The organism is Pseudoalteromonas sp. SG44-1, from assembly GCF_014164315.1.
In the GTDB taxonomy this organism is placed as follows: Bacteria; Pseudomonadota; Gammaproteobacteria; order Enterobacterales; family Alteromonadaceae; genus Pseudoalteromonas; species Pseudoalteromonas rhizosphaerae.
The window spans coordinates 38,493-60,621 of the sequence record NZ_JACJEW010000022.1 but is presented as its reverse complement, the minus strand read 5'-3'; the positions used below and the strand labels follow the sequence as shown (position 1 = coordinate 60,621).

Below are 22,129 nucleotides of genomic sequence, written 5' to 3'. Positions count from 1 at the left end.
CGTTACAACAATAACCAGGTATATCACCATGACAACACCTTTATCGTCGGGCAAGATTAATAGCCCGAATCACTCTTTATCAACAAACACCCATTCTCTACTTTACGTTATATTTATATCTGGCGTTGCAGCAATTGGTGGCTTTTTATTTGGCTTTGACTCCGGGGTTATCAACGGAACTGTGTCGGCGCTTGGCAAAACATTTAACTCAAGCAGCGTCGCAACAGGGTTTAATGTTGCGTCGGTTTTACTGGGTTGTGCTCTTGGTGCGCTGATTGCGGGCCCGCTTGCTGATAAATTTGGCCGCCGCTCAATTATGATCATCACTGCAGTAATATTTGCCATTAGCGCGTTTGGTTCAGGCATTGCAGACAGCTCCGCTGAATTTATTTTTTATCGTCTATTTGGTGGTCTCGGTATTGGCGCTGCATCTGTATTGGCACCCGCTTACATTGCTGAAGTCGCACCTGCGGCTTTGCGTGGACGATTAGCAACACTGCAACAATTAGCAATTGTACTTGGCTTATTTGCTGCTTTTTTAAGTAACTACCTGATCGCTTCGGCGGCAAACGGCGCTGAAGGTATTTTTATTCTTGAGCTGGCGGCTTGGCGCTGGATGTTTTGGGCAGAACTTGTACCTGCAGGATTATTTCTGTTGGGAGTATTATTTATACCAGAGTCGCCGCGTTATTTAGTTGCCCAAGGCCAATTAGAAAAAGCCAAAGCTGTATTTAAAAAAATATCCAATGATGATGCCCAATCACAAATAAACGATGTTAAGCAGTCACTTCATGGCGATAAAAAACCAAGTATTCGTGACTTATTTATTGACGGTAAAAAGAAAATACACCCAATTGTATGGGTTGGTATCGCTTTGTCTGTTTTTCAGCAATTTGTAGGCATTAATGTGGTCTTTTATTACGGCTCTGAGCTTTGGCAAGCAGCGGGTTTTGATGAATCACAATCTTTATTCATCAATGTATTAGCGGGTACTACCAATATTTTATCTACTTTTATAGCAATTGCGCTTATCGATAAAGTAGGCAGAAAACCATTATTACTAGTAGGTAGTATTGGTATGTTTATTAGTTTAAGTGCATTAACTTATACCTTTGGTAGCGCAGGCCTCGATGCGGCAGGTAAACTTGCATTAACTGACAGTATGGGCACGTTTGCACTTATCATGGCTAATCTCTTTGTGGTATTTTTTGGCTTAAGCTGGGGACCTGTTGTATGGGTACTATTAGGCGAAATGTTCAATAATCGTATTCGAGGGGCTGCTTTAGCTGTTGCAGCAAGTGCGCAATGGCTTGCCAACTTTACAATTACCATGACCTTCCCGATTATGCTCGGTAGTATTGGTTTAGCTGGTGCCTATGGGTTTTATGCTATTTCGGCCTTTATTAGCGTATTTTTTATTGTTAAATATATAAAAGAAACACGTGGTATCAAGCTAGAAGCCATGTAAAAGTTGTTTAAAATGGCGAATGTATTTATTTCGCCATTTTTTCAACTAAGACTCTACTTTAAGTAATTCAACTTCAAATATAAGTAAAGAGGCTGGAGGAATACTGCCAACACGTTTTTCACCGTAAGCTAATTGATGAGGGATATAAAAGGTGTATTTATCGCCTTCACTCATCAGTTGCAAACCTTCAGTCCAGCCTTTTATTACCTGATTTAAACCAAAACTGATTGGGCTATTACGCTCAACAGAACTGTCAAATACACTGCCATCTAGCAAAGTACCGTGATAATGCACATTCACCATGCTAGTTGGGCTTGGTCTTGCCTCACTACCACTGCTGCTAACAACTTTATATTGCAGACCAGATGCGGTCTCAATAACCCCTTCAACCTTGCTGTTTGCCACTAAAAAGTCGGCTTCGATTTGCGCATTAGCGACCGCTTGTTGCTTTACTTTTTTGCTATTTTGAAAAATCAAAAAGCATAAAATGGCGATGATAATCGCCAAAATAATGTTGATCATGATTATTCTTTCTCGTGTTCTTTTTCGTCGTTATCGCCATTAACGATATCTGCAATTTCACTTAAACGGGCTAAGGCAATGCCGTTAACTGAGTTTTCAGGATATTGCCCGTCGCTCAACTCGCCTGCTGCAATATCCATCAGTAAATTAAGCGCTTGGTCAACCGTTTCAACTGCATAAATATGAAACTTGCCAAGCTCTACTGCATTGAGGATCTCGTCATCAAGCACTAAGTTTACTTGATTTGATTTAGGAATTATTACTCCTTGCGCAGACGTTAAACCACGCATTTTGCAAAGCTTAAAAAACCCTTCAATTTTTTCGTTTACACCGCCAATGGCTTGCACGTCACCGTGCTGGTTAATTGAACCAGTCAGTGCAATTGACTGGCTAATAGGTAAGCTAGTAATTGCAGAAATAAGCGCACACAACTCAGCTAATGACGCACTGTCGCCATCAATGTAGCCATAACTTTGTTCAATGGCGATATTAGCACTGAGCGTTAAACTAAATTGCTGCGCATATTTATTACCTAAATAGCCAGTCAGTAGCATGACACCTTTGGAGTGAATGGCTTTACCTAGTTCGGCTTCTCGCTCAACGTCAATTACCCCATCCGCACCAGCGTAAACCGTAGCGGTGATCCGTGCCGGAGTACCAAAAGAAGTATCGCCAATGTGTAATACTGTTAAACCGTTTACTTTACCTACAGCATGACCGTCGGTGGCAATTAAGGTATGCCCTTCTTTGATATCGCTGAGCATATTTTCGCTAATTTGCCCAGTACGATATTGCTTGCCTTCAATCGCTTCATCAATATGATGGGCATCAATTAAAGTTAAGTTATCTTGCTTGGTATAAAAGCTGGCTTCTGCCACTAGCTCTAATACATCAGCAAAACGAGCTGAAAGCTTATTGTGGTGTTCTGCTTGGCGGTAGCTAAATTTCAGTAATCGTGCCATCGCTGACTCAGTTAGACTACACTTTAGCGTCTGCTCACAGTACTCAATCACTTTAGTGATAAATTGATACTGTAATTTATCACTGCTTGGCAGGTAATAATCAAAATCGGCTAACACTCTAAACAGCTCAGCAAACTCTTCGTCATATTCACCGATGGTGTAATACAACTCACGCGAGCCGAGTAAAATAATTTTTACATCAAGCGGGATCAACTGTGGACGCAAGGTAAAGCTACTGCCAACAGCACTATCTTGATACGGTAAATCATTTTTGATTTGATGAGTTTTTAATGACAGCTTTAAACCATCCCACACTTGTGGATTAGCCATCACTTTTTCAGCGTCCATAATCAAATAACCACCGTTAGCGCGATGCAGTGCCCCCGGCTGAATCGATCGATAACTGGTGATCAATGAGCCTTGTGAAGTAGCATATTCAATTTTGCCAAAAATATTACCAAAGGTAGGATTTGGCTCATACACCACAGGGGCAGCATCACCTTCTTTAAATTCAACTAAAATATTAGGTGCAAAAAAGTCGGTAAGCATCCCTTTACGGTCAAAATCTTCTTTGTTTTCGTCGCTAACATCTTCATCATCGAGCCACTCAAGTACCGCATCAATAATTTCCACGCGGATGTCTTTTAGATAGCGTAATACTCCAATGTGCGCAGCATATTTATGTTCAAGATCTTTTAGTAATGGCTTAGTAGCCAGCTCTGCGGTGGATTTTTTTAAATTACGGAGTTTTTCAGATGATTCACGTTTCCAACGAGGCAACTCAATCAGTGCCTCAATGAGTGCATCTTCGAGTTTTTCAATTACTTCATAAAATTGTTCACGCAATTCATCATCAAGCTCAGCAAATTCAGCATCGCTTAGTTGTTTGCCATCAATCAGCGGGGCAAATCCAACCACACTTTTTTCTTCAATTAAGGCAACACTTTGCTCAAGCGCGGCAATTTCCACAGCAGTAATTGCGCTATCGTAAGCGTCGTTAAATTCACGGTCGATTTTTTTCTTTTTACGCTGGTACGCTGGGTTATCAAACGCTGCAGGAAAGGTGTCGAGTACTTCATCAATAAATGAGTCAATATCATCAGCTAACTGTTTACTTTGACCTGCTTGTAAAAACATTGCGATAGGCTCGCGGTGGTCGTCATAATTATTAACGTATAACCACTCATTTGGTGTTGGCCGGCCTTTGCTGTGTGCTTGAAGTTTATCTTTGACTAAGGTAAACCGACCATGCGCGGCCTCCCCCATTACATACACATTGTAACCAGGTAATTCCATCCCTAACGAGAAATCAAGCGCACTTTGCGCCCGCTGTTGACCGATGAAAGTCAAGGTTTCAGGATATGGATTGTTCATGCACGTTTGTACATGATTAAGTGAAATTGTCGGCGCAAGGGCCGACACAGATAAAGGCAGCAGTTTCTTCGTCATTCTAACTTCTTTTTATACCAACATATTCGTTGATTTTGTAAGGTGGCATCAGTGCACTAAAAGGCACTGTTCACTAACTATTTAAGGTTGTAGTGCCTTGCGGCTAAAGTAGATACCATCACATTGCGAACACGCTGTAATTTGCGTAGCGTGGTAAATATCATAACTATATTGGCAATTCTTACATACTAATGTGCCCATGGCTATCCATTCGCCTTGGTGATATACCCCATTGTGCTTAAAATCTTGATTTAATGCTTGCCACTCAAGTTGAGTTTTGTCTTCGATATGTGAAAGTTCAAACCACAAAGACTCTTTAAGCTCTTGCCATGCAAGGGAACCATAGTGTTGATCGTGCTCTTGGATGTGTTCAATATCGCGCTTTAAATATTCACTGTATAAAGTTAATTTTTCTTGTCCTAAATCTTTTAGCGCTTGTTCAGATTCAATAAACTTATCCATCGCATCTTTTAGCTCATGATCTTTTACGTCTTTCAACCATGTGCTCAAATCTGTTAACCACGTCTTATAATCAGCCATTGTTTACTCCTTCAGAACTGTGTTTAGCGAACCTATACCTTACACAAGTATAGGTTAACCTGCCCTGAAAACTAATTTCATATAAAATCCACTGATTTGACGCTGTGATTAGTGCTTTTTTTGGGGTATCCTAACGGCAATTTTTTATTAGTTTGCAAGAAGTCTGGAACCGTAGATGCAAGAGCAATATAACCCGCAAGACATAGAGTCAAAAGTCCAAGCCTACTGGGAAGAAAACCAAGTATTTAAAGCCACTGAAGACGAGAGCAAAGAAAAGTATTATTGCCTTTCTATGTTCCCTTACCCAAGCGGCCGACTCCACATGGGTCATGTGCGTAACTACACGATTGGTGATGTTGTTTCTCGTTTCCAACGCTTGCAAGGCAAAAACGTAATGCAACCTATGGGTTGGGACGCGTTTGGTCTACCGGCTGAAAATGCGGCAATTAAAAATAAAACTGCGCCAGCAAAATGGACCTACGAGAACATCGATTACATGCGTACCCAACTTAAGCAATTAGGTTTTGGTTATGACTGGGATCGTGAGATCGCAACTTGCCATCCAGAATATTACAAATGGGAACAGTGGTTCTTCACTAAGCTTTACGAAAAAGGCCTAGTGTACAAAAAAATGTCAACGGTAAACTGGGATCCAGTAGACCAAACAGTACTTGCTAACGAGCAAGTTATTGATGGTCGCGGTTGGCGTTCAGGTGCTGTAGTTGAACAAAAAGAAATTCCACAGTGGTTTATTAAAATCACTGACTACGCGCAAGAGCTACTTGACGACTTAGACAAGTTAGAAGATTGGCCAGAGCAAGTTAAAACCATGCAGCGCAACTGGATTGGTCGCTCTGAAGGGTTAGATATTGAGTTTAAACGCACCGATAACAACGAAACATTCAGCGTTTATACCACTCGCCCTGATACCTTTATGGGTGTGACTTATGTTGCTGTTGCAGGCGGACACCCTATCGCACAAGAAGCAGCTAAAAATAGCGACGCTGTGGCACGCTTTGTTGATGAATGCAAAAACACCAAAGTAGCTGAAGCTGATATGGCGACGATGGAGAAAAAAGGCATCGCAACGGGCTTTTTTGCTACTCACCCACTTACCGGTGAGCAAGTACCAATTTGGGTTGCCAACTTTGTATTAATGCATTATGGCTCAGGTGCTGTAATGGCCGTACCCGCGCACGACCAACGGGACTTTGAATTTGCTACCGCTTACGGTTTAGACATCAAACAAGTCATTGCACCTGTCGCAGGTTCAGATCTTGAAGTAAACCTAAATGAAGCGGCATTCACTGAAAAAGGTGTGCTGGTAAATTCAGCTGAATTTGATGGCCTTGATTTTGATGGCGCATTTAAGGCTATTGCCGACAAACTTGAAGCACTGGGTGTTGGTGAGCGTAAAGTAAACTTCCGTTTACGTGATTGGGGTGTTAGCCGTCAGCGTTATTGGGGTTCACCAATCCCAATGTTAAGCGATGAAAACGGTAACGAACTTGCTGCGACTGAAGATATGCTGCCGGTGCGCTTACCAGAAGACGTGGTAATGAACGGTGTAACATCGCCAATCAAAGCAGATCCACAATGGGCTAAAACCACAGTTAATGGCGCACCTGCGTTTCATGAAACTGACACTTTTGATACGTTTATGGAATCATCTTGGTACTACGCACGTTACTGTAGTCCACGCCATGACAAAGGTATGCTAGATCCAGCTGCGGCAAACTACTGGTTACCAGTAAACCAATACATTGGTGGTATTGAGCACGCTATTTTACATTTATTGTATTCGCGCTTTTTCCATAAATTATTACGTGATTTTGGCTTAGTTAATTCAGATGAGCCATTTGACCGCTTATTATGCCAAGGCATGGTACTTGCCGAAACATTTTATCGTAAAGATGAAAAAGGTGGCGACATTTGGATTTCCCCTAGTGATGTAAATACTGAAACCGACGACAAAGGCCGCGTGACTAAAGCATGGCATAAAGTTGACGGCGAGCCAGTATTCTCATCAGGCATGAGCAAAATGTCTAAATCAAAAAATAACGGTATCGACCCGCAACAAGTTATCGCTCAATACGGCGCTGATACGGTACGTTTATTTATGATGTTTACCGCACCACCAGAGCAAACGCTTGAATGGTCTGATTCAGGTGTTGAAGGGGCACATCGTTTCATTAAACGTGTATGGAAATATGCGGTTGATGTAAACACTGTTGGTTTCCAAGCATTAGACAAATCAGCATTAAACAACGAGCAAAAAGTGCTTCGTCGTGAGCTGCACAAAGCAATTGCAAAAGTGACTGATGATGTTGAACGTCGTCAAACATTCAACACTGCCATTGCGGCAATCATGGAAATCTCAAACAAATTGTTAAAAGCACCTTTAGCTGACAAACAAGATGTAGCGATTGCCAACGAAGCGCTTGAAGCGCTGCTAATTATGCTTGCACCAATTACGCCGCATTTGTCACATCAATTGTGGCAAGAATTGGGTAAAGAAGGCGATATTTTAGATGCGTCTTGGCCCGTAGTTGATGAGTCTGCCCTTGTTGAAGATGAAAAACTGATCATCGTGCAAGTTAACGGTAAACTACGCGCAAAATTAACGGTGCCAGCTGATGCTACTAAAGAGCAAGTAGAAGCACTAGCATTTGCTGAACCTAACGTATCTAAGTTCACTGATGGCGTAACAATCCGTAAGGTTATTTACGTACCAGGTAAACTACTTAACGTGGTTGCTAACTAATTATGGCTGCTATTCATGCCATTAAAAACGGACTAGCCTTAGCGCTAGTCTGTTTTTTGTTATCTAGCTGCGGCTTTCACCTTAAAAAAGCCTCAAGTCTGCCTGATGACTTGGCCACCTTAACTTTAAACGGTGATGATGAAAAATCAGCGTTATTTGCGATGCTTGGCAAAGAACTCACATTGAGCAAAGTTGAGTTACTCGACACGCCTAAGAAAAACGTCGCTCAGCTGTATTTATATAAAGATCGTCTTGAACGTCAAACCTTATCATTATTTAAAAATGGTCAGGTTGCCGAGTACGAGTTAGCTTATAGTGTTCGCTACTTACTCAAGCGCCCTGGCAAAGAAGCAATTGAACAACGTTTTGAGCTTTATCGTAATTATCAAGACGACCCTGATAACGCTTTAGCAAAAGCAAAAGAGTTAGAGTTGCTATTGAATGAAATTCGCATGCAAGCTAGTCGTCGTATTGTTAGAGAGCTGTCGCAACTATAATGCGCTGTTATGCGAATCAATTACCCAATGAATTAAAAAAAGGCTTACAGCCTTTTTATTTAGTATTTGGTGAAGAACCCTTTCAAGTAGCACAATGCGCTCAACAAATTCGTCAGATTGCGAAACAGCAAGGTTTTGATGAGGTTGTTAAATTTACCTTAATGCCCGGTTTTGATTGGCAAGAGCTAATAGCGCAATATCAAAGTATGTCGTTATTTAGTGCTCGTACTTTAATCGAGCTAGACCTTAATTTTCAAAAGCCAGGTATTGTTGGTAGCCAAACGTTTAAACAGCTCGTAGCACTAAACAACCCCGACACCGTACTTATTGTAAAAGGGGCCAAGGCCAGTCAAGATATTCAGCGCAGTGCTTGGTTTAAGTCGTTAGATAAACTGGGCGTATTTGTACCCTGCTACCCCCTGACCGGCAATCATTTAAGCCGTTGGCTTGATGAGCAGTGCCAGCGCTTAAAAATCAATATGCAAGCAGATGCCAAACGCACCCTAATTGATGCTACTGAAGGTAATTTGTTAGCGTGTTTTCAAGAGCTCGAAAAGCTGTCGTTATTGCATGGCACTGCTATGATCGATCAACAGCAGGTTTTACAAGGCCTACTTAATCAAGCCAAGTTTGATATTTTTGATTTAAGTGATGCACTGCTACAAGGTAATAGTCACCAAGCAATTAAAGTATTAAATAAACTCGCTGGCGATAACACTGAAGCTGTGAGTATCTTATGGACCATTACTAAAGAAGCAAATACCTTACTAAGCCTACAATTAGGCTTACAACAAGGTGAACAACTGGCAACGCTATTTAAACAAAAAGCCATCTGGAAAAATCAGCAAGGGCCGATTCAACAAGCACTTAATCGTTTGTCGATACATACTTTAGAGCAAATCACCCAGTTGCTCGCACAATTTGATGCCAGTTATAAGCAAGGTAATTTAGTCAAACCGTATCAAGCATTAGCACATATTTGTTTAGTATTTTGCCAACCATTGACGTTTCCTTTGCCTGCGCATCCGCTCAACTAATTATTAGGCGTTTATGATGATTGCACTGTTTGGTGGGACTTTTGACCCCGTTCATTTAGGCCATATCAATATGGCTAAGCATTGTGTCGAGCATTTCAATTTAACAACTTTATACTTTATGCCATGTGCGATCCCAGCTCATAAAGCAGCTCCGGGAATAAGCACGCAACACCGCGTTGCCATGCTTAATGCTGCGATTGCACCTTACCCATATTTTCAACTCGATTTACGCGAACTCAATCGCAGTGGCCCGTCATATTCATTATTAAGCCTGCAAGAGATCCGCATACAATTTCCAGATCAACCATTATTATTTTTAATTGGCATGGATTCGTTTAATAACTTAGATAAATGGTTTGAGTGGCAAACAATTACTCAGCTTTGTCATATTGTGGTATTTCAACGCCCAGGCCTAAAATGCACTGCCCATGGCGAGTTACTCGCATACCAACAAGCGGCCGAATGTAGTGATAGCGCAGAGCTTGCAGCACACTCTGGCGGCAAATTATACTTTTTAACTGGCGAAGAACTGGCCATTGCCTCAAGCGATATACGTAATGCGATAAAAAAGGGGTTAAATTACAATGAACTTCTTCCCAGTGCCGTGGGTCAGTATATTCAATCACAGCAACTTTATCTAAGTGGTGAATAAATACTGGTTGCGTGATAAAATAACAGCTATTCACTTTTAAATGAGATAACACCTTGGATACGAAACAACTACTTGCCTTTGCAATAGACAAAATCGACGATATGAAAGCACGTGATGTGGTTAATATTGATGTAACTGCAAGCTCAGACATTACCGACTTTATGGTTGTATGTTCTGGCACGTCAAAGCGTCATGTATTGTCAATTGCAGACCATTTAGCAAAAGAAGCTCGTCACGCAGGTCAAGAACCACTAGGTTATGAAGGCCAATCAGATGGTGAATGGGCGCTGGTTGATTTAGGCGATGTAATCGTACACGTAATGCAAGATCAAGCACGTAGCTATTACGACCTCGAAAAACTATGGAGCTAATACCAAGCTAAACGCTCACTAATTTTTAACCGAGTTTGGATGTAACACGTGAAAATACAGATGATTGCCGTTGGCACCAAAATGCCAGCGTGGGTAGAAACGGGTTTTGCAGAATATCAGCGCCGCTTTCCAAAAGATATGGCGCTGGAGTTAATTGAAATTCCCGCAGGCAAACGTGGTAAAAATGCAGATATCAAACGAATCTTGCATATTGAAGGTGAAAAAACCTTAGCCGCAATCCCTAAAGGCAATCGTATTGTGACGCTTGAGGTAACAGGCAAAGCGCTTGATACTCACCAATTAGCAAAAGACATGGAAAAGTGGCAACTGGATGGCCGCGATGTCAGTTTGCTAATTGGCGGCCCTGAAGGCTTAGCGCCGGAGTGCATTGCAGCTTCAGAGCAAAAATGGTCACTATCAAATTTGACCCTGCCCCATCCATTGGTGCGTATTATTGTTGCTGAAAGCCTTTATAGAGGCTGGAGCTTAAACAATAACCACCCGTATCATCGCGAGTAACATTTACTCATGCGCAAACACAGACCCACAATTAGAGACCACTCAGCAGAAGCTAACCTATTTGCTCGTCGCGCCTTTGTGGGGTTTGTATTTGTTACTATTTTAGTCGCGGTTTTACTTTCCAATTTATATACCATTCAAGTTGATGATCACCAAGATTATCAAACACGTTCTAACGACAATCGCATTAAAGTTATTCCTATTGCTCCTAACCGAGGCCTTATTTATGACCGCAATGGTGTGTTGCTCGCTGAAAATAAACCGGTTTATAATTTAGAAGTTATTCCTGAAGAAGTTGACGATCTTGATGCATCACTGTCAGCACTGACACAATTTATTGATATTTCAGAGCAACAAAAAAACGATTTTCTTGATGATATAAAACATAACCGTCGCTTTAAGAGTCAAGTATTAAAAGCACGTTTAAACGAACAAGAAGTAGCCCGTTTTTCGGTCAATCAGCATAAATTCCCAGGGTTTAGTATCGAAGCACGTTTGGCACGCTACTACCCGTTTGCAGACACCCTAACTCATGCGTTAGGGTATGTTGCTAAACTCAATAAAAAAGAACTGGCTCAGCTCGAAGCACAAGAGCAAGGTACTAATTACCGTGCAACCCATGATATTGGTAAACTCGGTATTGAGAAATATTATGAACAACTGCTGCATGGCCAAGTAGGTTCGCAGCGGGTTGAAGTCAATAATCGTGGTCGCGTCATTCGCACCTTAAGTATGACTCCTCCGCAGCCGGGTAATGATCTTGTTCTTACTCTTGATGTTGGCTTGCAGCAAATTGCCCAACATGCACTTAAAGATATGCGTGGCGCTGTGATCGTCATGGACGCCAAAGACGGAGGCGTGTTGGCGCTTTATTCCAATCCCAGTTATGATCCGAACTTATTTGTTCACGGCATTAGCAGTAAAAACTACAAAGCCTTATTAAATCCTGACCGACCTCTAATCAATCGAACCACACAAGGGCGTTATGCGCCAGCATCGACGGTAAAACCTCACATGGCTGTTCTGGCCCTTGAAGAAGGTCTCGTTACCGAGCAAACGTCAATGTGGGATCCTGGTTTCTTCCAAATTCCGAATGTTGATCATAAGTGGCGAGATTGGAAACGTTGGGGCCATGGCCATGTTGATGTTTACAAAGCCATTGAAGAGTCTTGTGATACCTATTTTTATGATGTTTCTTATCGATTAGGGATCACCAAAATCAGTGATTTTATGGCACAGTTTGGCTACGGTGATTTAACCGGTATTGATATTCATGAAGAAACCACGGCTATTTTGCCATCAAAAGAATGGAAAGAAGGCCGTTTTAAAGAATCATGGTGGCGCGGCGATACTATCTCTGTTGGCATTGGCCAAGGTTATTGGACCGCAACTCCCCTACAAATCGCAAACGCGATGAATATATTAGTAAATCGTGGCGTTAATCACCCTCCACACTTAGTACAAGTTGTAAAAAAAGACAATGACGTCACACAGATCAATAATGAAGAAAAGCCACCCGTTATTTTAAAAGATCCTCGCCATTGGCAGGTCGCATTAGATGCTATGCATAACACTGTTCAAAAAACCTCAGGTACTGCACACAGAGCATTTAAAGGAACAAATTACGATTCAGCAGGTAAAACAGGCACCGCACAAATAGTCAGTATTGCTCAAGGTGAGCGATACGATGCAAAATCCCTCAAAGAGCGTCAACGTGATAACACTATCTATGTAGGCTTTGCACCTTATGAGGATCCCAGAATCGTTGTTTCTGTTGTTCTAGAAAACAATCATGGCGGTGTGCAAATTGCTCGCCAACTAATGGATTACTACTTTGCCGCAAATCCCGTTAATCTTGCTAGGAATAACACACCATGACCAGTTTGCATGATGGCCGTTCAATCTGGATGCGTATGCATCTTGACTTGCCGCTACTGCTGGCATTGCTATTAATGATGGCAGGCAGTGTAACCGTTGTTTATAGCGCCAGTGGTCAAGACCCTGCAATGATGATCCGTCATATTACTAGGATGGGCGGCGCTGTTTTAGGTATGATTATTTTAGCGCAATTTTCACCCGCGACCTTAAAGCGTTTAGTTATTCCTTTATATTGTGTTGGGTTAATGATGCTGGTTGGGGTGCTGTTATTTGGCGTCAGCTCCAAAGGCGCTCAGCGCTGGTTAGATTTAGGCATTACCCGCTTTCAACCTGCTGAATTAATGAAAATAGCCGTGCCTATGATGGTGGCTTGGTATATTGGCCGTAATCATTTGCCGCCAAGAGCACTGCACTTAGTTGTTGGTTTTACCATTGTTATGGTTCCCACACTCCTGATCAAAGAACAGCCCGACTTAGGTACCTCCATCTTAATTGCCAGTTCAGGGATCTTTGTATTATTTTTGTCTGGTTTAAGCTGGCGATTAATCGGCTTTTTAAGCGCTTTGGTTGCTTTAGCTGCATGGCCTTTTTGGCATTACGGTATGCATGACTATCAAAAACAGCGGGTACTAACTTTGTTCAATCCAGAAAGCGATCCTCTTGGCTCTGGTTATCATATTATCCAATCAAAAATAGCTATCGGCTCTGGTGGTATTGAAGGTAAAGGTTGGCTGCAAGGCACGCAATCACAATTAGAGTTTTTACCTGAACGCCATACTGATTTTATCTTTTCAGTACTTAGTGAGGAATTTGGCCTTTTTGGTGTATGTGTTTTATTGTCCATGTATTTATTTATTATTGGTCGCGGTTTGTATATCGCAGTTAATGCTCAAGATGCATTTGGTAAATTACTGGCAGGGGCACTCACGCTGACTTTTTTTGTTTATGTATTTGTAAATATTGGCATGGTATCAGGGTTACTACCTGTGGTGGGTGTACCATTGCCATTGATAAGTTATGGCGGTACGTCGATGGTCACTTTAATGGCCGGGTTTGGCATTATTATGTCTATCGCAACTGATAAAAGGATGCTGTTAAAATAATGCGCTACTGTTTAAAATTATTCAGCTGTTTGTGGTTAGTGGTTTTTTTAAGTGCCTGTAGCTCTTCAGGTATAAATCACAGTGACCGGTATAGTATGCGCCATGATTCTGCACCACTGAGAGTACCCACTGAATTAGAAATGCAAGATGCCATAGTCACAGAGGTTAGCAAAAGTGCCAGTGCTGGGCGCGCTTACACAGTTAACGGCAAAAACTATACTCCGATGCTAGATGAAACTGGTTATAGCGAAGAAGGTATCGCTTCATGGTATGGCCGTAAATTTCATGGTTATCACACCTCAAATGGCGAAGTCTACGATATGTTTGCGATGACTGCCGCTCATAAAACGTTACCCTTGCCTAGCTTTGTAAAAGTAACCAACACCAGTAATGGCAAATCTGTGATTGTCCGTGTAAATGATCGTGGCCCATTTCATGATGATCGCTTAATCGATTTATCCTATGCAGCAGCGTATAAACTTGGTTACTATCATCATGGTACAGCCAAGGTTAAGCTTGAAGCTATTACAATGGCCGATTCGACTGCGCGTTTGAGTTATATTCAAGTCGCTGCAGGCAGTACCTTAAAAAATATTGAAGCATTAGCGTACACTTTACGCCAGCAATACCAATTGCCCACTAATATTGTGGAAAAAGATGCTATTTATAGGCTGCGTTTAGGGCCAATTAAAAATGCTGAGCAAGCTCAGCAAGTACTTGAAAAACTAAAACAGGATCAATTTCAAAACGCGTTCTTGCTTTATAGTGAATAACACCTTTAGAATGAGGTAAACGCGAATCTTTAACTTTAACCATTAATGAGTATGATGAAATCTATTAAATCCAAAATTATTAGCGGTGTATGTGGCGTAGTTTGCTCTGCTGCCGTTTTTTCTGCGACCGCCCAAATCATCCCTGCACCGCCTCAAGTTAATGCAAAAGGTTATTTTCTTGTTGATTTTACCACTGGTAAAGTTATTGCCGAGGGTGAAGCTGATACTCGCCTAGCACCTGCCAGTTTAACTAAAATGATGACCAGCTACGTCATTGGTACCGAAATCAAAGCAGGCAATATAGCGCCAACAGATATGGTTACGGTAAGCGAAAAAGCGTGGGCTAAAAACTTTCCTGAATCTTCGAAAATGTTCATCGAAGTGGGTAAGCAAATTAGTGTTAACGATTTAAACCACGGTATTATTATCCAGTCAGGTAATGATGCTTGCGTAGCAATGGCAGAACATATTGCCGGTAGCGAAAGCGCATTTGCAGACTTAATGAATGCCCATGCTGAGAAATTAGGTATGAGTAACAGCCACTTCATTAATAGCCATGGCTTAGATACCAACGAACACTTCACAACCCCTCGAGATATGGCCACCTTAGGTGCAGCACTTATTCGTGATGTACCTGACGAGTATGCGGTTTACTCACAAAAATCATTTACTTTTAACGGCATTAAGCAATACAACCGTAACTCACTGTTATGGGATGAAAGCTTAAACGTTGATGGTATAAAAACCGGTCATACATCGGAAGCAGGTTACAGCTTAGTAAGTTCAGCGACTAAAGATGATATGCGTTTAATCGCCGTGGTTATGGGTACTTCGAGTGAACGTGCACGTAAAGTAGAAAGTAAAAAATTACTTAACTATGGTTTTCGTTTTTTTGAAACAATCACACCTTACAAAGCCGGCGACAGTTTTGCCGAGCAACGTATTTGGATGGGTAACAAAGAAAATGTATCGTTAGGCATTTTAGTTGATACGCCGATCACTATTCCACGCGGCCAACGTAAAAATTTAAAAGCCGACTTTAAACTTGATAAAGTTTTAGAGGCACCATTAGCGAAAGGCTCTACCGTAGGTACTTTATCTTTACAACTTGAAGGCGAAGTAATTGCTCAGTATCCTCTGGTAACGCTTGAAGAAGTTGAAGAAGGTAGCTTCTTTAGTAAAATTTATGATTACCTACGTTTACAAATAATGTAAAACGCTACCAAATAATATAAGCGCCTTGCAAAGCAAGGCGTTTTTTTTTGCTTTAAAGATGGTAGAATGCGCCCCATATCTAACCCGCAAATAACCAGGATACCAATTGTCTTATGTAAGCGATTAATTCAATTGTTATAAAGGTCGAGAACAGGTTATCTAATCGGTTTATTGTTTGGTAATAAATACTAAACACACATATAAGTATGAGGAGTCAACGTCGTGGCTACACCGGTAAAAAATACTAAATTTGATGAATATTTAGAATACCCTTGCCCTTTTACATTTAGAGTAATGGGGTTGGCAAACGTCAACTTAACTGACCAAATTCTAACTAAGTTACAACCTATTGCCCCTGGCGACTACGCTCCAAAAGTTAAACCTAGCAGCAAAGGTAATTATGAGTCAGTTAGCTTAGTCGTTACCGTGACCAGCGGCACTCATATTGAAGAAATTTATAACGTGATCAGTGCGATTGATGACGTACGACACATGCTTTAAACGCTAAGCGGAGTAAGCTGTGAGCGAAAATACCTTAATCGTCCGTCAACTTGGTAAACAGCGTTACATGCCAATTTGGCAACAAATGCAAAACTATACTGATGTTCGAACTGAGCATGATGCGGATGAAATATGGCTCGTTGAACATGAGCCAGTATTTACGCAAGGCCAAGCAGGTAAAGATGAACACCTACTTGCACCTGGAGATATAGAAGTGATCAAGGTTGACCGAGGTGGTCAAGTAACCTATCACGGACCGGGCCAGCAAATGATGTACGTATTATTTAACTTACGTCGCTTGAAAATTGGCGTACGAGAATTGGTCACATGGCTTGAAGAGTGTATTATCGATACACTCAATGATTACGGTATTAAAGCCTACGCAAAAGCAGATGCCCCGGGGGTTTATGTTAACGATAGCAAAATAGCATCATTAGGACTTCGTGTTCGCCGTGGCTGCTCTTTTCATGGTCTAGCATTGAATGTAAACATGGACATGAGCCCGTTTTTACGTATCAACCCATGTGGTTACGCCGGTATGAACATGGTGCAAACAACCGACTTGAACGGCCCAGAAAACCTTGCGCAAGCAGGTGCTGGGCTCGTAAAACATATGATTAAAAAACTTAATGCGACACAGGTTAAGTATACTGAAGGGTTTGAAAACGAATGAATAAACCAGTCAAGATGGAACCAGGGGTAAAACTACGCGACGCTGAAAAAATGGCGTTGATCCCAGTAAAAGTATTACCCACTGAAAAAAACGAAATGTTACGCAAGCCAGAGTGGCTAAAAATTCGCTTACCTAAATCAACTGAGCGGATCGACGGCATTAAACAAGCCATGCGTAAGCACGGACTGCATTCAGTGTGTGAAGAAGCCTCTTGCCCTAACTTATCAGAATGCTTTAATCACGGTACAGCAACTTTTATGATTTTAGGCGCAATTTGTACTCGTCGTTGCCCATTTTGTGATGTTGCCCATGGCCGTCCGTTAACACCAGACGCCGCAGAGCCAGAGAAGTTGGCTCTTACTATTCGCGATATGAAGTTAAGCTATGTGGTGATCACCTCTGTGGATCGTGATGATTTACGTGATGGCGGCGCACAACATTTTGCTGATTGTATTCGTGAAATTCGTAAGTATAACCCAAAAATCACCATCGAAATTTTAGTGCCTGATTTTCGTGGTCGCATGGACCGAGCGCTTGAAATCTTAATAGAAACGCCACCAGATGTATTCAATCATAACCTTGAAACTGCACCGCGTTTATATAAACTTGCGCGCCCAGGTGCTGACTACAAATGGTCATTAGAATTACTGCGTCGCTTTAAAGAAGCACACCCTGAAGTGAAAACTAAATCAGGTCTAATGGTTGGTCTTGGCGAAGAAATTAGCGAAATCGAAGAAGTACTGCGTGATTTACGCGCGCATAATGTCGATATGCTAACGGTTGGCCAATACCTACAGCCATCAAAGCATCACTTACCTGTAAAACGCTACGTGCCACCAGCAGAGTTTGACGCGCTTAAAGAGTACGCTGATGAAATTGGCTTTACTCATGCCGCATCAGGCCCATTTGTTCGTTCAAGCTACCATGCTGATCAACAAGCTGCGGGTAAAGAAGTGAAGTAATCATTTTTACAGAATTGAAAAAGCCGTTAGTAATGGATTAAATCACTAACGGCTTTTTTGTTATATTAATGGTCTTACCTTTCATGCTAAACCCTTAAAGTTAATTTTAAGAGCATTTCTTCTTAGTTGTTGTAAAAATTTTTAGCATATATTTTTCAACGTTTATTTTCGTTTCGAAGCATTGCTTCTCAATTGTGCTGAAACATTATCGTTCAACTTAAGCCAATTTGTTTCATAATCCCACGTTGCTTTAAACTCTTCGCTACTCCTTGAGCTTTCTAACATTTCTCTAAAATCAAAGACGTCCGCAAAATTACTCTCATTTACGTCATAATTACCCCAGCCTCTAGGCTCCATCTTAATATACTTTAAATAATTAGACTTAAAATCATTAACGGCAGTGACTAGCTCTTCATTACTATTTAGTTTTTCTGCAATGATTGCCTTTTCATCATCATTAAGAGAACCCGTTACTGTAAGCTCACCTGACTCATTGATAGAAATACCCCAACTTTTATTTGCTAAAGAAGGCTGTTCACTCCTTAATTCAGCCATAACGCTATCATAGGGTGAAAGCATCTTCTCAACTGCTTTAGGGACATCACCACCAGGCATATACAAATGAACTGTAGCAACGCCAATATCATACATAACCTCTTCAATAGGTCTTAATATATTGGCATCTTTATTTACAGGCTTATAGTATGTTGCATCAGGCTCTTTAAACTGCCCTTTATGATAGATGTCCTTCGCTAGGCGCTCCATTTCACTTTTTAATTGCTCTTTACTATTCACTGGCGTGTTGATTTCGACCAGCGAACTGTTTGAAGTAGGTTGCAATAGTGGATATGTATCTTTCGAGTTAACTTGCATATTACGTCCTTGTTTTTTTTATAGCTAAGTTGTTATCGGCTAACTATTCTTATGCTTTAACTATTCCCCCCCAAAAAAGGAACCTACTTTATTCTTTGGCTATCAGCCAAAAACTATTTTTGCGGTTTGTAATTAATCATTAGGTCAAACGGCTTTTCCTTGAGACAATCACCCCTGTTATTTTTAAAACATGGTTCTTTATGAAACTATTAGTTAGAAACTTATCACGCACTATCACTGAACATGAAATCCGCGTACTTTTTACTGAACACGGTAAAGTAGCCGATTGTAATTTAGTACTAGATAAAGAAACCGGCCAATCGAAAGGCTTTGCCTTTGTAGAAATGCCAAACGATGCAGAAGCTGCTGTAGCAATAAAAGCATTGAATCAAAGTACTGTTGATAAAAGCAAGATCCGCGTAAAGAAAGCTGACGCTTAAACGTGTTATTTTGTTGCAAAAGGCCAGCACTCTTCGCTGGCTTTTAGCTTTTTTTCACACAACTTCTGCGCCAGTCCCTTTCACCCAACGAAATTTAATTCAGCCCCTAAATCATAGTACCCAAAATCAACTAATTGTATTTTATAAAAATATCTGCGCTTCATGGCAAAAAACTAGACAGCAAAACCGACACCCCATATAGTCACAGTATGTATCCTTAAAAACCTGCAATTATGACTCCTCTTTTTAAATCGCTCAGTGTAACTTTATTATTGGGCTTAACTGGCTGTTCAGAGCCTGCTCAAGAACAAACGACGCTTGACAATACAACCAGTGTAAATTTAAGCAATATTAAACAACATATTAAAACCCTTGCCTCAGACGAATTTGAAGGACGCGGTCCATTAACGCGCGGTGAAGTAAAAACTGTGGGTTACTTAAGTGACCAATACCAAGCGCTTGGATTAACTGGTGCATATAATAATAAGTTTTTACAGCCGGTAAAAATGGCGATGGTAACCGCTGATCAAAACATGCAATTAAAAATTGGCGACTTGAGCTTTACCGCTGGTAAAGATTTTACGGCGCGAACGAAACAATTACAGCCACTTATTGATGTTCGTAATTCAGAGGTAGTATTTGTTGGTTATGGCATTAATGCGCCCGAGTATAATTGGAATGATTATAAAAATATTGATGTAACGGGTAAAACGGTTGTTGTGTTAGTAAATGATCCTGGGTTTGCTACGCAAGACGATGCGCTATTTACCGGCAACGCTATGACCTACTACGGTCGCTGGACTTACAAATACGAAGAAGCCGCTCGCCAAGGCGCAGCCGCAGTGTTTATTGTGCATGAAACAGCGCCAGCTGCATATCCTTGGGGCGTAGTTGAAAGCTCAAATACAGGCACAAAATACACCTTAATGGATAACAACCTAAACGCATCAGAACTACCGGTAATGGGTTGGCTAACACTCGATGCAACCGAGCAGTTATTTAAATCAGCAAACTTGAGCTATCAACAATTAAAGCAACAAGCACTTAACGACGACTTTAAAGCTACTGCGCTTAATTTAACAGCGAACCTTGCATTTAAAAACGAAGTGTCACATGCTAAATCACACAATGTTGTTGCGCAATTAACGGGCAGTGAAGCGCCTGATGAATATATTGTGGTCAGCGCACATTGGGATCATTTTGGCACTAAGCAAACTGATAGCGGGCCAAAAATTTATAATGGTGCAGTTGATAATGCCTCAGGCAGTGCTGCCACAATTGAAATCGCTCGTATATTAAGTAACATGCATAAACAAAAACCGTTTAAGCGCTCGATTATTTTTGCGAACTTTACCGCCGAAGAAACAGGGTTAATTGGCTCAGAGCAATTTGCCAGTGGCGAACTTATCCCTACCAAGCAGATGGTCGCTCTGTTAAATATTGATGGTATGAATGTGCTAGATGGCACCGATTACATACTGCAATACGGCAAAGGCTTATCACAAATGGAAGACTACCTTAGCAAAGCCGCAAGCAAACAAGGCCGTCATGTAAAAATGGATCCCGTGCCACAAAACGGCCTATTCTTCCGATCAGATCACTTCTCACTAGCTAAACAAGGCGTACCTGGTTTACTGTTTATGAGTTTAGGTGATACAGATCCAGATTATATTGCTCATAAATACCATAAAGAAGCTGATGATTACTCTGCTCAGTGGTCATTAGGTGGTGTAAAACAAGACATCGAGTTAATTGTTGATATCGCATCACAATTGGCAAACAACGGTGATTGGCCAAAATGGCAAGCCGATTCAGATTTTAAAACTCGTCGCGCCCAAGACCGCGCAGAATAAATTAAGTTGAGTTGGGGTAGGCATTCATCGCCTACCCCATTTTTATTAATGCCCTTTCTTATTGCGTTGTGCGCTCAATAATAAGGTTTCGGCTTTTGCCCCTAAATACACATAAATAGCCAACGCAATCAATAGCCCTACAACCGCTAACATCATATAAATTGCCGGTAATAAATACTGCGACTGCCCCAGCGCTGCCTTAAACATCGTTAATAACGCTTCAATAGACACTGCAATTAAAATAGTTGAAATAAACCGTGTGATAGTGCGCCGCGTTGAACTGTGCCTAAAGATATCTTTATGCATTAAAATTTCTTCTTCGAGAATCGTTTTACCTAAATCAAATATTGCTAACGCGAGGGTGATAAAAATGATGATCGTAAACGGTTCGAGCGGATCATTTTCTATAGAGCGGACAAACAGTAAGCTATAAATATCACCAAACACCCTACCAAGTAAAAATAACACTAAGATAAATAAGCAACTGACAATAATGCCATAACCCGCTTTAAAAAATGGCGTCATCGTGGCGCGAGTACGATCCCCCATAATAAATTCGATTAATTGCGTTAGACATACATCAATCACTAAATAGCGATTTTCGCCATATGAAGCATGTAACGATTTTATTGCTGAAATACATAAGTGATTGGTCGCGATCGAAATATAGGGCGGCGTAAAACGAGTATGTTGCTGCTGTTGGATACCTTGAAAATACGGCCGTTCACTCAAATCCTGTGAATCGCCATGATTATTTAAGGTTTTCATATACTGACGTTTAAAGCAGACATTGTTACCTAGCTGCACGCCATTTTTATCTAGACAGTATTGTAATTCTAAAAATGGGTATTGAGCGATTAAGTAACGATTATCTTGTTGTTTTTTAACACCGTCTTCTAAGCTTGCTAGCACTGAGTCAAGTAAGTCGTGGATCACGGTTTGATATTCTTGGTAACGTTCGACGCTACTGATATAACTCATTCTTGCCATGTGTTTGCTCCTAACTGCATTATTAAAAGTAATAGCAATTACGGAACCAACTTTACAAAAACTTATAAATCAACTGGTTGCATTATC

21 protein-coding genes are annotated in these 22,129 nt (G+C 41.1%); 16 read left to right on the top strand and 5 right to left on the bottom strand.

Annotation, left to right across the window (positions count from 1 at the left end):
* Nucleotides 1-28 precede the first annotated feature (28 nt).
* Nucleotides 29-1,468 carry a sugar porter family MFS transporter gene (locus tag H5187_RS11915; protein WP_220493069.1) on the top strand — a complete coding sequence of 480 codons (1,440 nt, stop codon included), beginning with the start codon at nucleotides 29-31 and terminating at the stop codon, nucleotides 1,466-1,468.
* 45 nt (nucleotides 1,469-1,513) lie between these two features.
* Here the strand turns inward: H5187_RS11915 and H5187_RS11910 are convergent, their stop codons facing one another.
* From H5187_RS11910 to H5187_RS11900, 3 genes are all read right to left on the bottom strand, one after another.
* Complete coding sequence (locus H5187_RS11910; protein ID WP_149980730.1) at nucleotides 1,514-1,990, bottom strand: FKBP-type peptidyl-prolyl cis-trans isomerase; 477 nt, start codon at nucleotides 1,988-1,990, stop codon at nucleotides 1,514-1,516.
* Nucleotides 1,991-1,992: 2 nt separating this feature from the next.
* Nucleotides 1,993-4,401 (bottom strand): Lon protease family protein, encoded by a 2,409-nt coding sequence (locus tag H5187_RS11905; protein ID WP_145240561.1) that lies wholly within the window; start codon nucleotides 4,399-4,401, stop codon nucleotides 1,993-1,995.
* 81 nt (nucleotides 4,402-4,482) lie between these two features.
* The gene (locus tag H5187_RS11900; protein ID WP_145240558.1) at nucleotides 4,483-4,941 is read right to left on the bottom strand and encodes a zinc ribbon-containing protein; all 459 of its coding nucleotides are present in this window, start codon (nucleotides 4,939-4,941) and stop codon (nucleotides 4,483-4,485) included.
* 175 nt (nucleotides 4,942-5,116) lie between these two features.
* On the opposite strand from H5187_RS11900, the gene leuS reads away from it, so the two are divergent.
* The 13 genes from leuS (at nucleotide 5,117) to lipA (ending at nucleotide 17,886) form a co-directional block, all read left to right on the top strand.
* On the top strand, nucleotides 5,117-7,705 hold the full coding sequence (leuS, locus tag H5187_RS11895; RefSeq protein ID WP_145240556.1) for a leucine--tRNA ligase: 2,589 nt from the start codon (nucleotides 5,117-5,119) through the stop codon (nucleotides 7,703-7,705).
* A 2-nt stretch (nucleotides 7,706-7,707) separates the two neighbouring features.
* On the top strand, nucleotides 7,708-8,202 hold the full coding sequence (lptE, locus tag H5187_RS11890) for an LPS assembly lipoprotein LptE (RefSeq protein ID WP_145240554.1): 495 nt from the start codon (nucleotides 7,708-7,710) through the stop codon (nucleotides 8,200-8,202).
* Complete coding sequence (gene holA / locus H5187_RS11885; protein ID WP_182740488.1) at nucleotides 8,202-9,239, top strand: DNA polymerase III subunit delta; 1,038 nt, start codon at nucleotides 8,202-8,204, stop codon at nucleotides 9,237-9,239. The genes lptE and holA overlap by 1 nt, the downstream gene beginning before the upstream one ends.
* Before the next feature lie 16 nt (nucleotides 9,240-9,255).
* A complete protein-coding gene (nadD, locus tag H5187_RS11880) occupies nucleotides 9,256-9,891 on the top strand; it encodes a nicotinate-nucleotide adenylyltransferase (RefSeq protein WP_182797901.1) in 636 nt (211 codons plus the stop codon).
* Between the two features lie 53 nt (nucleotides 9,892-9,944).
* A complete protein-coding gene (gene rsfS, locus H5187_RS11875) occupies nucleotides 9,945-10,262 on the top strand; it encodes a ribosome silencing factor (protein WP_169019778.1) in 318 nt (105 codons plus the stop codon).
* 48 nt (nucleotides 10,263-10,310) lie between these two features.
* Entirely contained in the window at nucleotides 10,311-10,781 is a 471-nt protein-coding gene (rlmH, locus tag H5187_RS11870) for a 23S rRNA (pseudouridine(1915)-N(3))-methyltransferase RlmH (protein ID WP_182718128.1), read from the top strand.
* A 9-nt stretch (nucleotides 10,782-10,790) separates the two neighbouring features.
* Nucleotides 10,791-12,659, top strand: a complete 1,869-nt coding sequence (gene mrdA, locus H5187_RS11865; protein ID WP_149980733.1) for a penicillin-binding protein 2 — start codon at nucleotides 10,791-10,793, stop codon at nucleotides 12,657-12,659.
* Nucleotides 12,656-13,762, top strand: a complete 1,107-nt coding sequence (gene rodA, locus H5187_RS11860; RefSeq protein ID WP_182718129.1) for a rod shape-determining protein RodA — start codon at nucleotides 12,656-12,658, stop codon at nucleotides 13,760-13,762. The genes mrdA and rodA overlap by 4 nt, the downstream gene beginning before the upstream one ends.
* Nucleotides 13,762-14,535, top strand: a complete 774-nt coding sequence (locus tag H5187_RS11855; RefSeq protein ID WP_182718130.1) for a septal ring lytic transglycosylase RlpA family protein — start codon at nucleotides 13,762-13,764, stop codon at nucleotides 14,533-14,535. Before rodA ends, H5187_RS11855 begins: the two co-directional genes overlap by 1 nt.
* 54 nt (nucleotides 14,536-14,589) lie before the next feature.
* Nucleotides 14,590-15,750 (top strand): serine hydrolase, encoded by a 1,161-nt coding sequence (locus H5187_RS11850; protein ID WP_149980736.1) that lies wholly within the window; start codon nucleotides 14,590-14,592, stop codon nucleotides 15,748-15,750.
* A 222-nt stretch (nucleotides 15,751-15,972) separates the two neighbouring features.
* A complete protein-coding gene (ybeD, locus tag H5187_RS11845; RefSeq protein ID WP_145240537.1) occupies nucleotides 15,973-16,251 on the top strand; it encodes a DUF493 family protein YbeD in 279 nt (92 codons plus the stop codon).
* Nucleotides 16,252-16,270: 19 nt separating this feature from the next.
* Nucleotides 16,271-16,924, top strand: a complete 654-nt coding sequence (lipB, locus tag H5187_RS11840; RefSeq protein WP_145240535.1) for a lipoyl(octanoyl) transferase LipB — start codon at nucleotides 16,271-16,273, stop codon at nucleotides 16,922-16,924.
* Nucleotides 16,921-17,886 (top strand): lipoyl synthase, encoded by a 966-nt coding sequence (lipA, locus tag H5187_RS11835; RefSeq protein WP_145240533.1) that lies wholly within the window; start codon nucleotides 16,921-16,923, stop codon nucleotides 17,884-17,886. The genes lipB and lipA overlap by 4 nt, the downstream gene beginning before the upstream one ends.
* A gap of 162 nt (nucleotides 17,887-18,048) precedes the next feature.
* Here the strand turns inward: lipA and H5187_RS11830 are convergent, their stop codons facing one another.
* Nucleotides 18,049-18,759 (bottom strand): hypothetical protein, encoded by a 711-nt coding sequence (locus tag H5187_RS11830; protein ID WP_182797895.1) that lies wholly within the window; start codon nucleotides 18,757-18,759, stop codon nucleotides 18,049-18,051.
* Nucleotides 18,760-18,959: 200 nt separating this feature from the next.
* Here H5187_RS11830 and H5187_RS11825 point away from each other — a divergent pair, with 200 nt between their 5' ends.
* Nucleotides 18,960-19,199 (top strand): RNA-binding protein, encoded by a 240-nt coding sequence (locus H5187_RS11825; protein ID WP_145241401.1) that lies wholly within the window; start codon nucleotides 18,960-18,962, stop codon nucleotides 19,197-19,199.
* Nucleotides 19,200-19,432: 233 nt separating this feature from the next.
* Nucleotides 19,433-21,052 carry a M28 family metallopeptidase gene (locus H5187_RS11820; protein ID WP_182761446.1) on the top strand — a complete coding sequence of 540 codons (1,620 nt, stop codon included), beginning with the start codon at nucleotides 19,433-19,435 and terminating at the stop codon, nucleotides 21,050-21,052.
* 45 nt (nucleotides 21,053-21,097) lie between these two features.
* Here H5187_RS11820 and H5187_RS11815 read toward each other — a convergent pair whose 3' ends face one another.
* Nucleotides 21,098-22,042 (bottom strand): general glycosylation pathway protein, encoded by a 945-nt coding sequence (locus tag H5187_RS11815; protein WP_182718133.1) that lies wholly within the window; start codon nucleotides 22,040-22,042, stop codon nucleotides 21,098-21,100.
* Nucleotides 22,043-22,129: the final 87 nt, after the last annotated feature.

What these genes read in the sequence shown, in the direction of transcription:
- H5187_RS11915 (WP_220493069.1), top strand. Translation starts at nt 29, where the DNA reads ATGACAACACCTTTATCGTCGGGCAAGATTAATAGCCCGAATCACTCT.
- H5187_RS11910 (WP_149980730.1), bottom strand. Translation starts at nt 1,990, where the DNA reads ATGATCAACATTATTTTGGCGATTATCATCGCCATTTTATGCTTTTTG.
- H5187_RS11905 (WP_145240561.1), bottom strand. Translation starts at nt 4,401, where the DNA reads ATGACGAAGAAACTGCTGCCTTTATCTGTGTCGGCCCTTGCGCCGACA.
- H5187_RS11900 (WP_145240558.1), bottom strand. Translation starts at nt 4,941, where the DNA reads ATGGCTGATTATAAGACGTGGTTAACAGATTTGAGCACATGGTTGAAA.
- leuS (WP_145240556.1), top strand. Translation starts at nt 5,117, where the DNA reads ATGCAAGAGCAATATAACCCGCAAGACATAGAGTCAAAAGTCCAAGCC.
- lptE (WP_145240554.1), top strand. Translation starts at nt 7,708, where the DNA reads ATGGCTGCTATTCATGCCATTAAAAACGGACTAGCCTTAGCGCTAGTC.
- holA (WP_182740488.1), top strand. Translation starts at nt 8,202, where the DNA reads ATGCGCTGTTATGCGAATCAATTACCCAATGAATTAAAAAAAGGCTTA.
- nadD (WP_182797901.1), top strand. Translation starts at nt 9,256, where the DNA reads ATGATTGCACTGTTTGGTGGGACTTTTGACCCCGTTCATTTAGGCCAT.
- mrdA (WP_149980733.1), top strand. Translation starts at nt 10,791, where the DNA reads ATGCGCAAACACAGACCCACAATTAGAGACCACTCAGCAGAAGCTAAC.
- rodA (WP_182718129.1), top strand. Translation starts at nt 12,656, where the DNA reads ATGACCAGTTTGCATGATGGCCGTTCAATCTGGATGCGTATGCATCTT.
- H5187_RS11855 (WP_182718130.1), top strand. Translation starts at nt 13,762, where the DNA reads ATGCGCTACTGTTTAAAATTATTCAGCTGTTTGTGGTTAGTGGTTTTT.
- H5187_RS11850 (WP_149980736.1), top strand. Translation starts at nt 14,590, where the DNA reads ATGAAATCTATTAAATCCAAAATTATTAGCGGTGTATGTGGCGTAGTT.
- lipA (WP_145240533.1), top strand. Translation starts at nt 16,921, where the DNA reads ATGAATAAACCAGTCAAGATGGAACCAGGGGTAAAACTACGCGACGCT.
- H5187_RS11830 (WP_182797895.1), bottom strand. Translation starts at nt 18,759, where the DNA reads ATGCAAGTTAACTCGAAAGATACATATCCACTATTGCAACCTACTTCA.
- H5187_RS11825 (WP_145241401.1), top strand. Translation starts at nt 18,960, where the DNA reads ATGAAACTATTAGTTAGAAACTTATCACGCACTATCACTGAACATGAA.
- H5187_RS11820 (WP_182761446.1), top strand. Translation starts at nt 19,433, where the DNA reads ATGACTCCTCTTTTTAAATCGCTCAGTGTAACTTTATTATTGGGCTTA.
- H5187_RS11815 (WP_182718133.1), bottom strand. Translation starts at nt 22,042, where the DNA reads ATGGCAAGAATGAGTTATATCAGTAGCGTCGAACGTTACCAAGAATAT.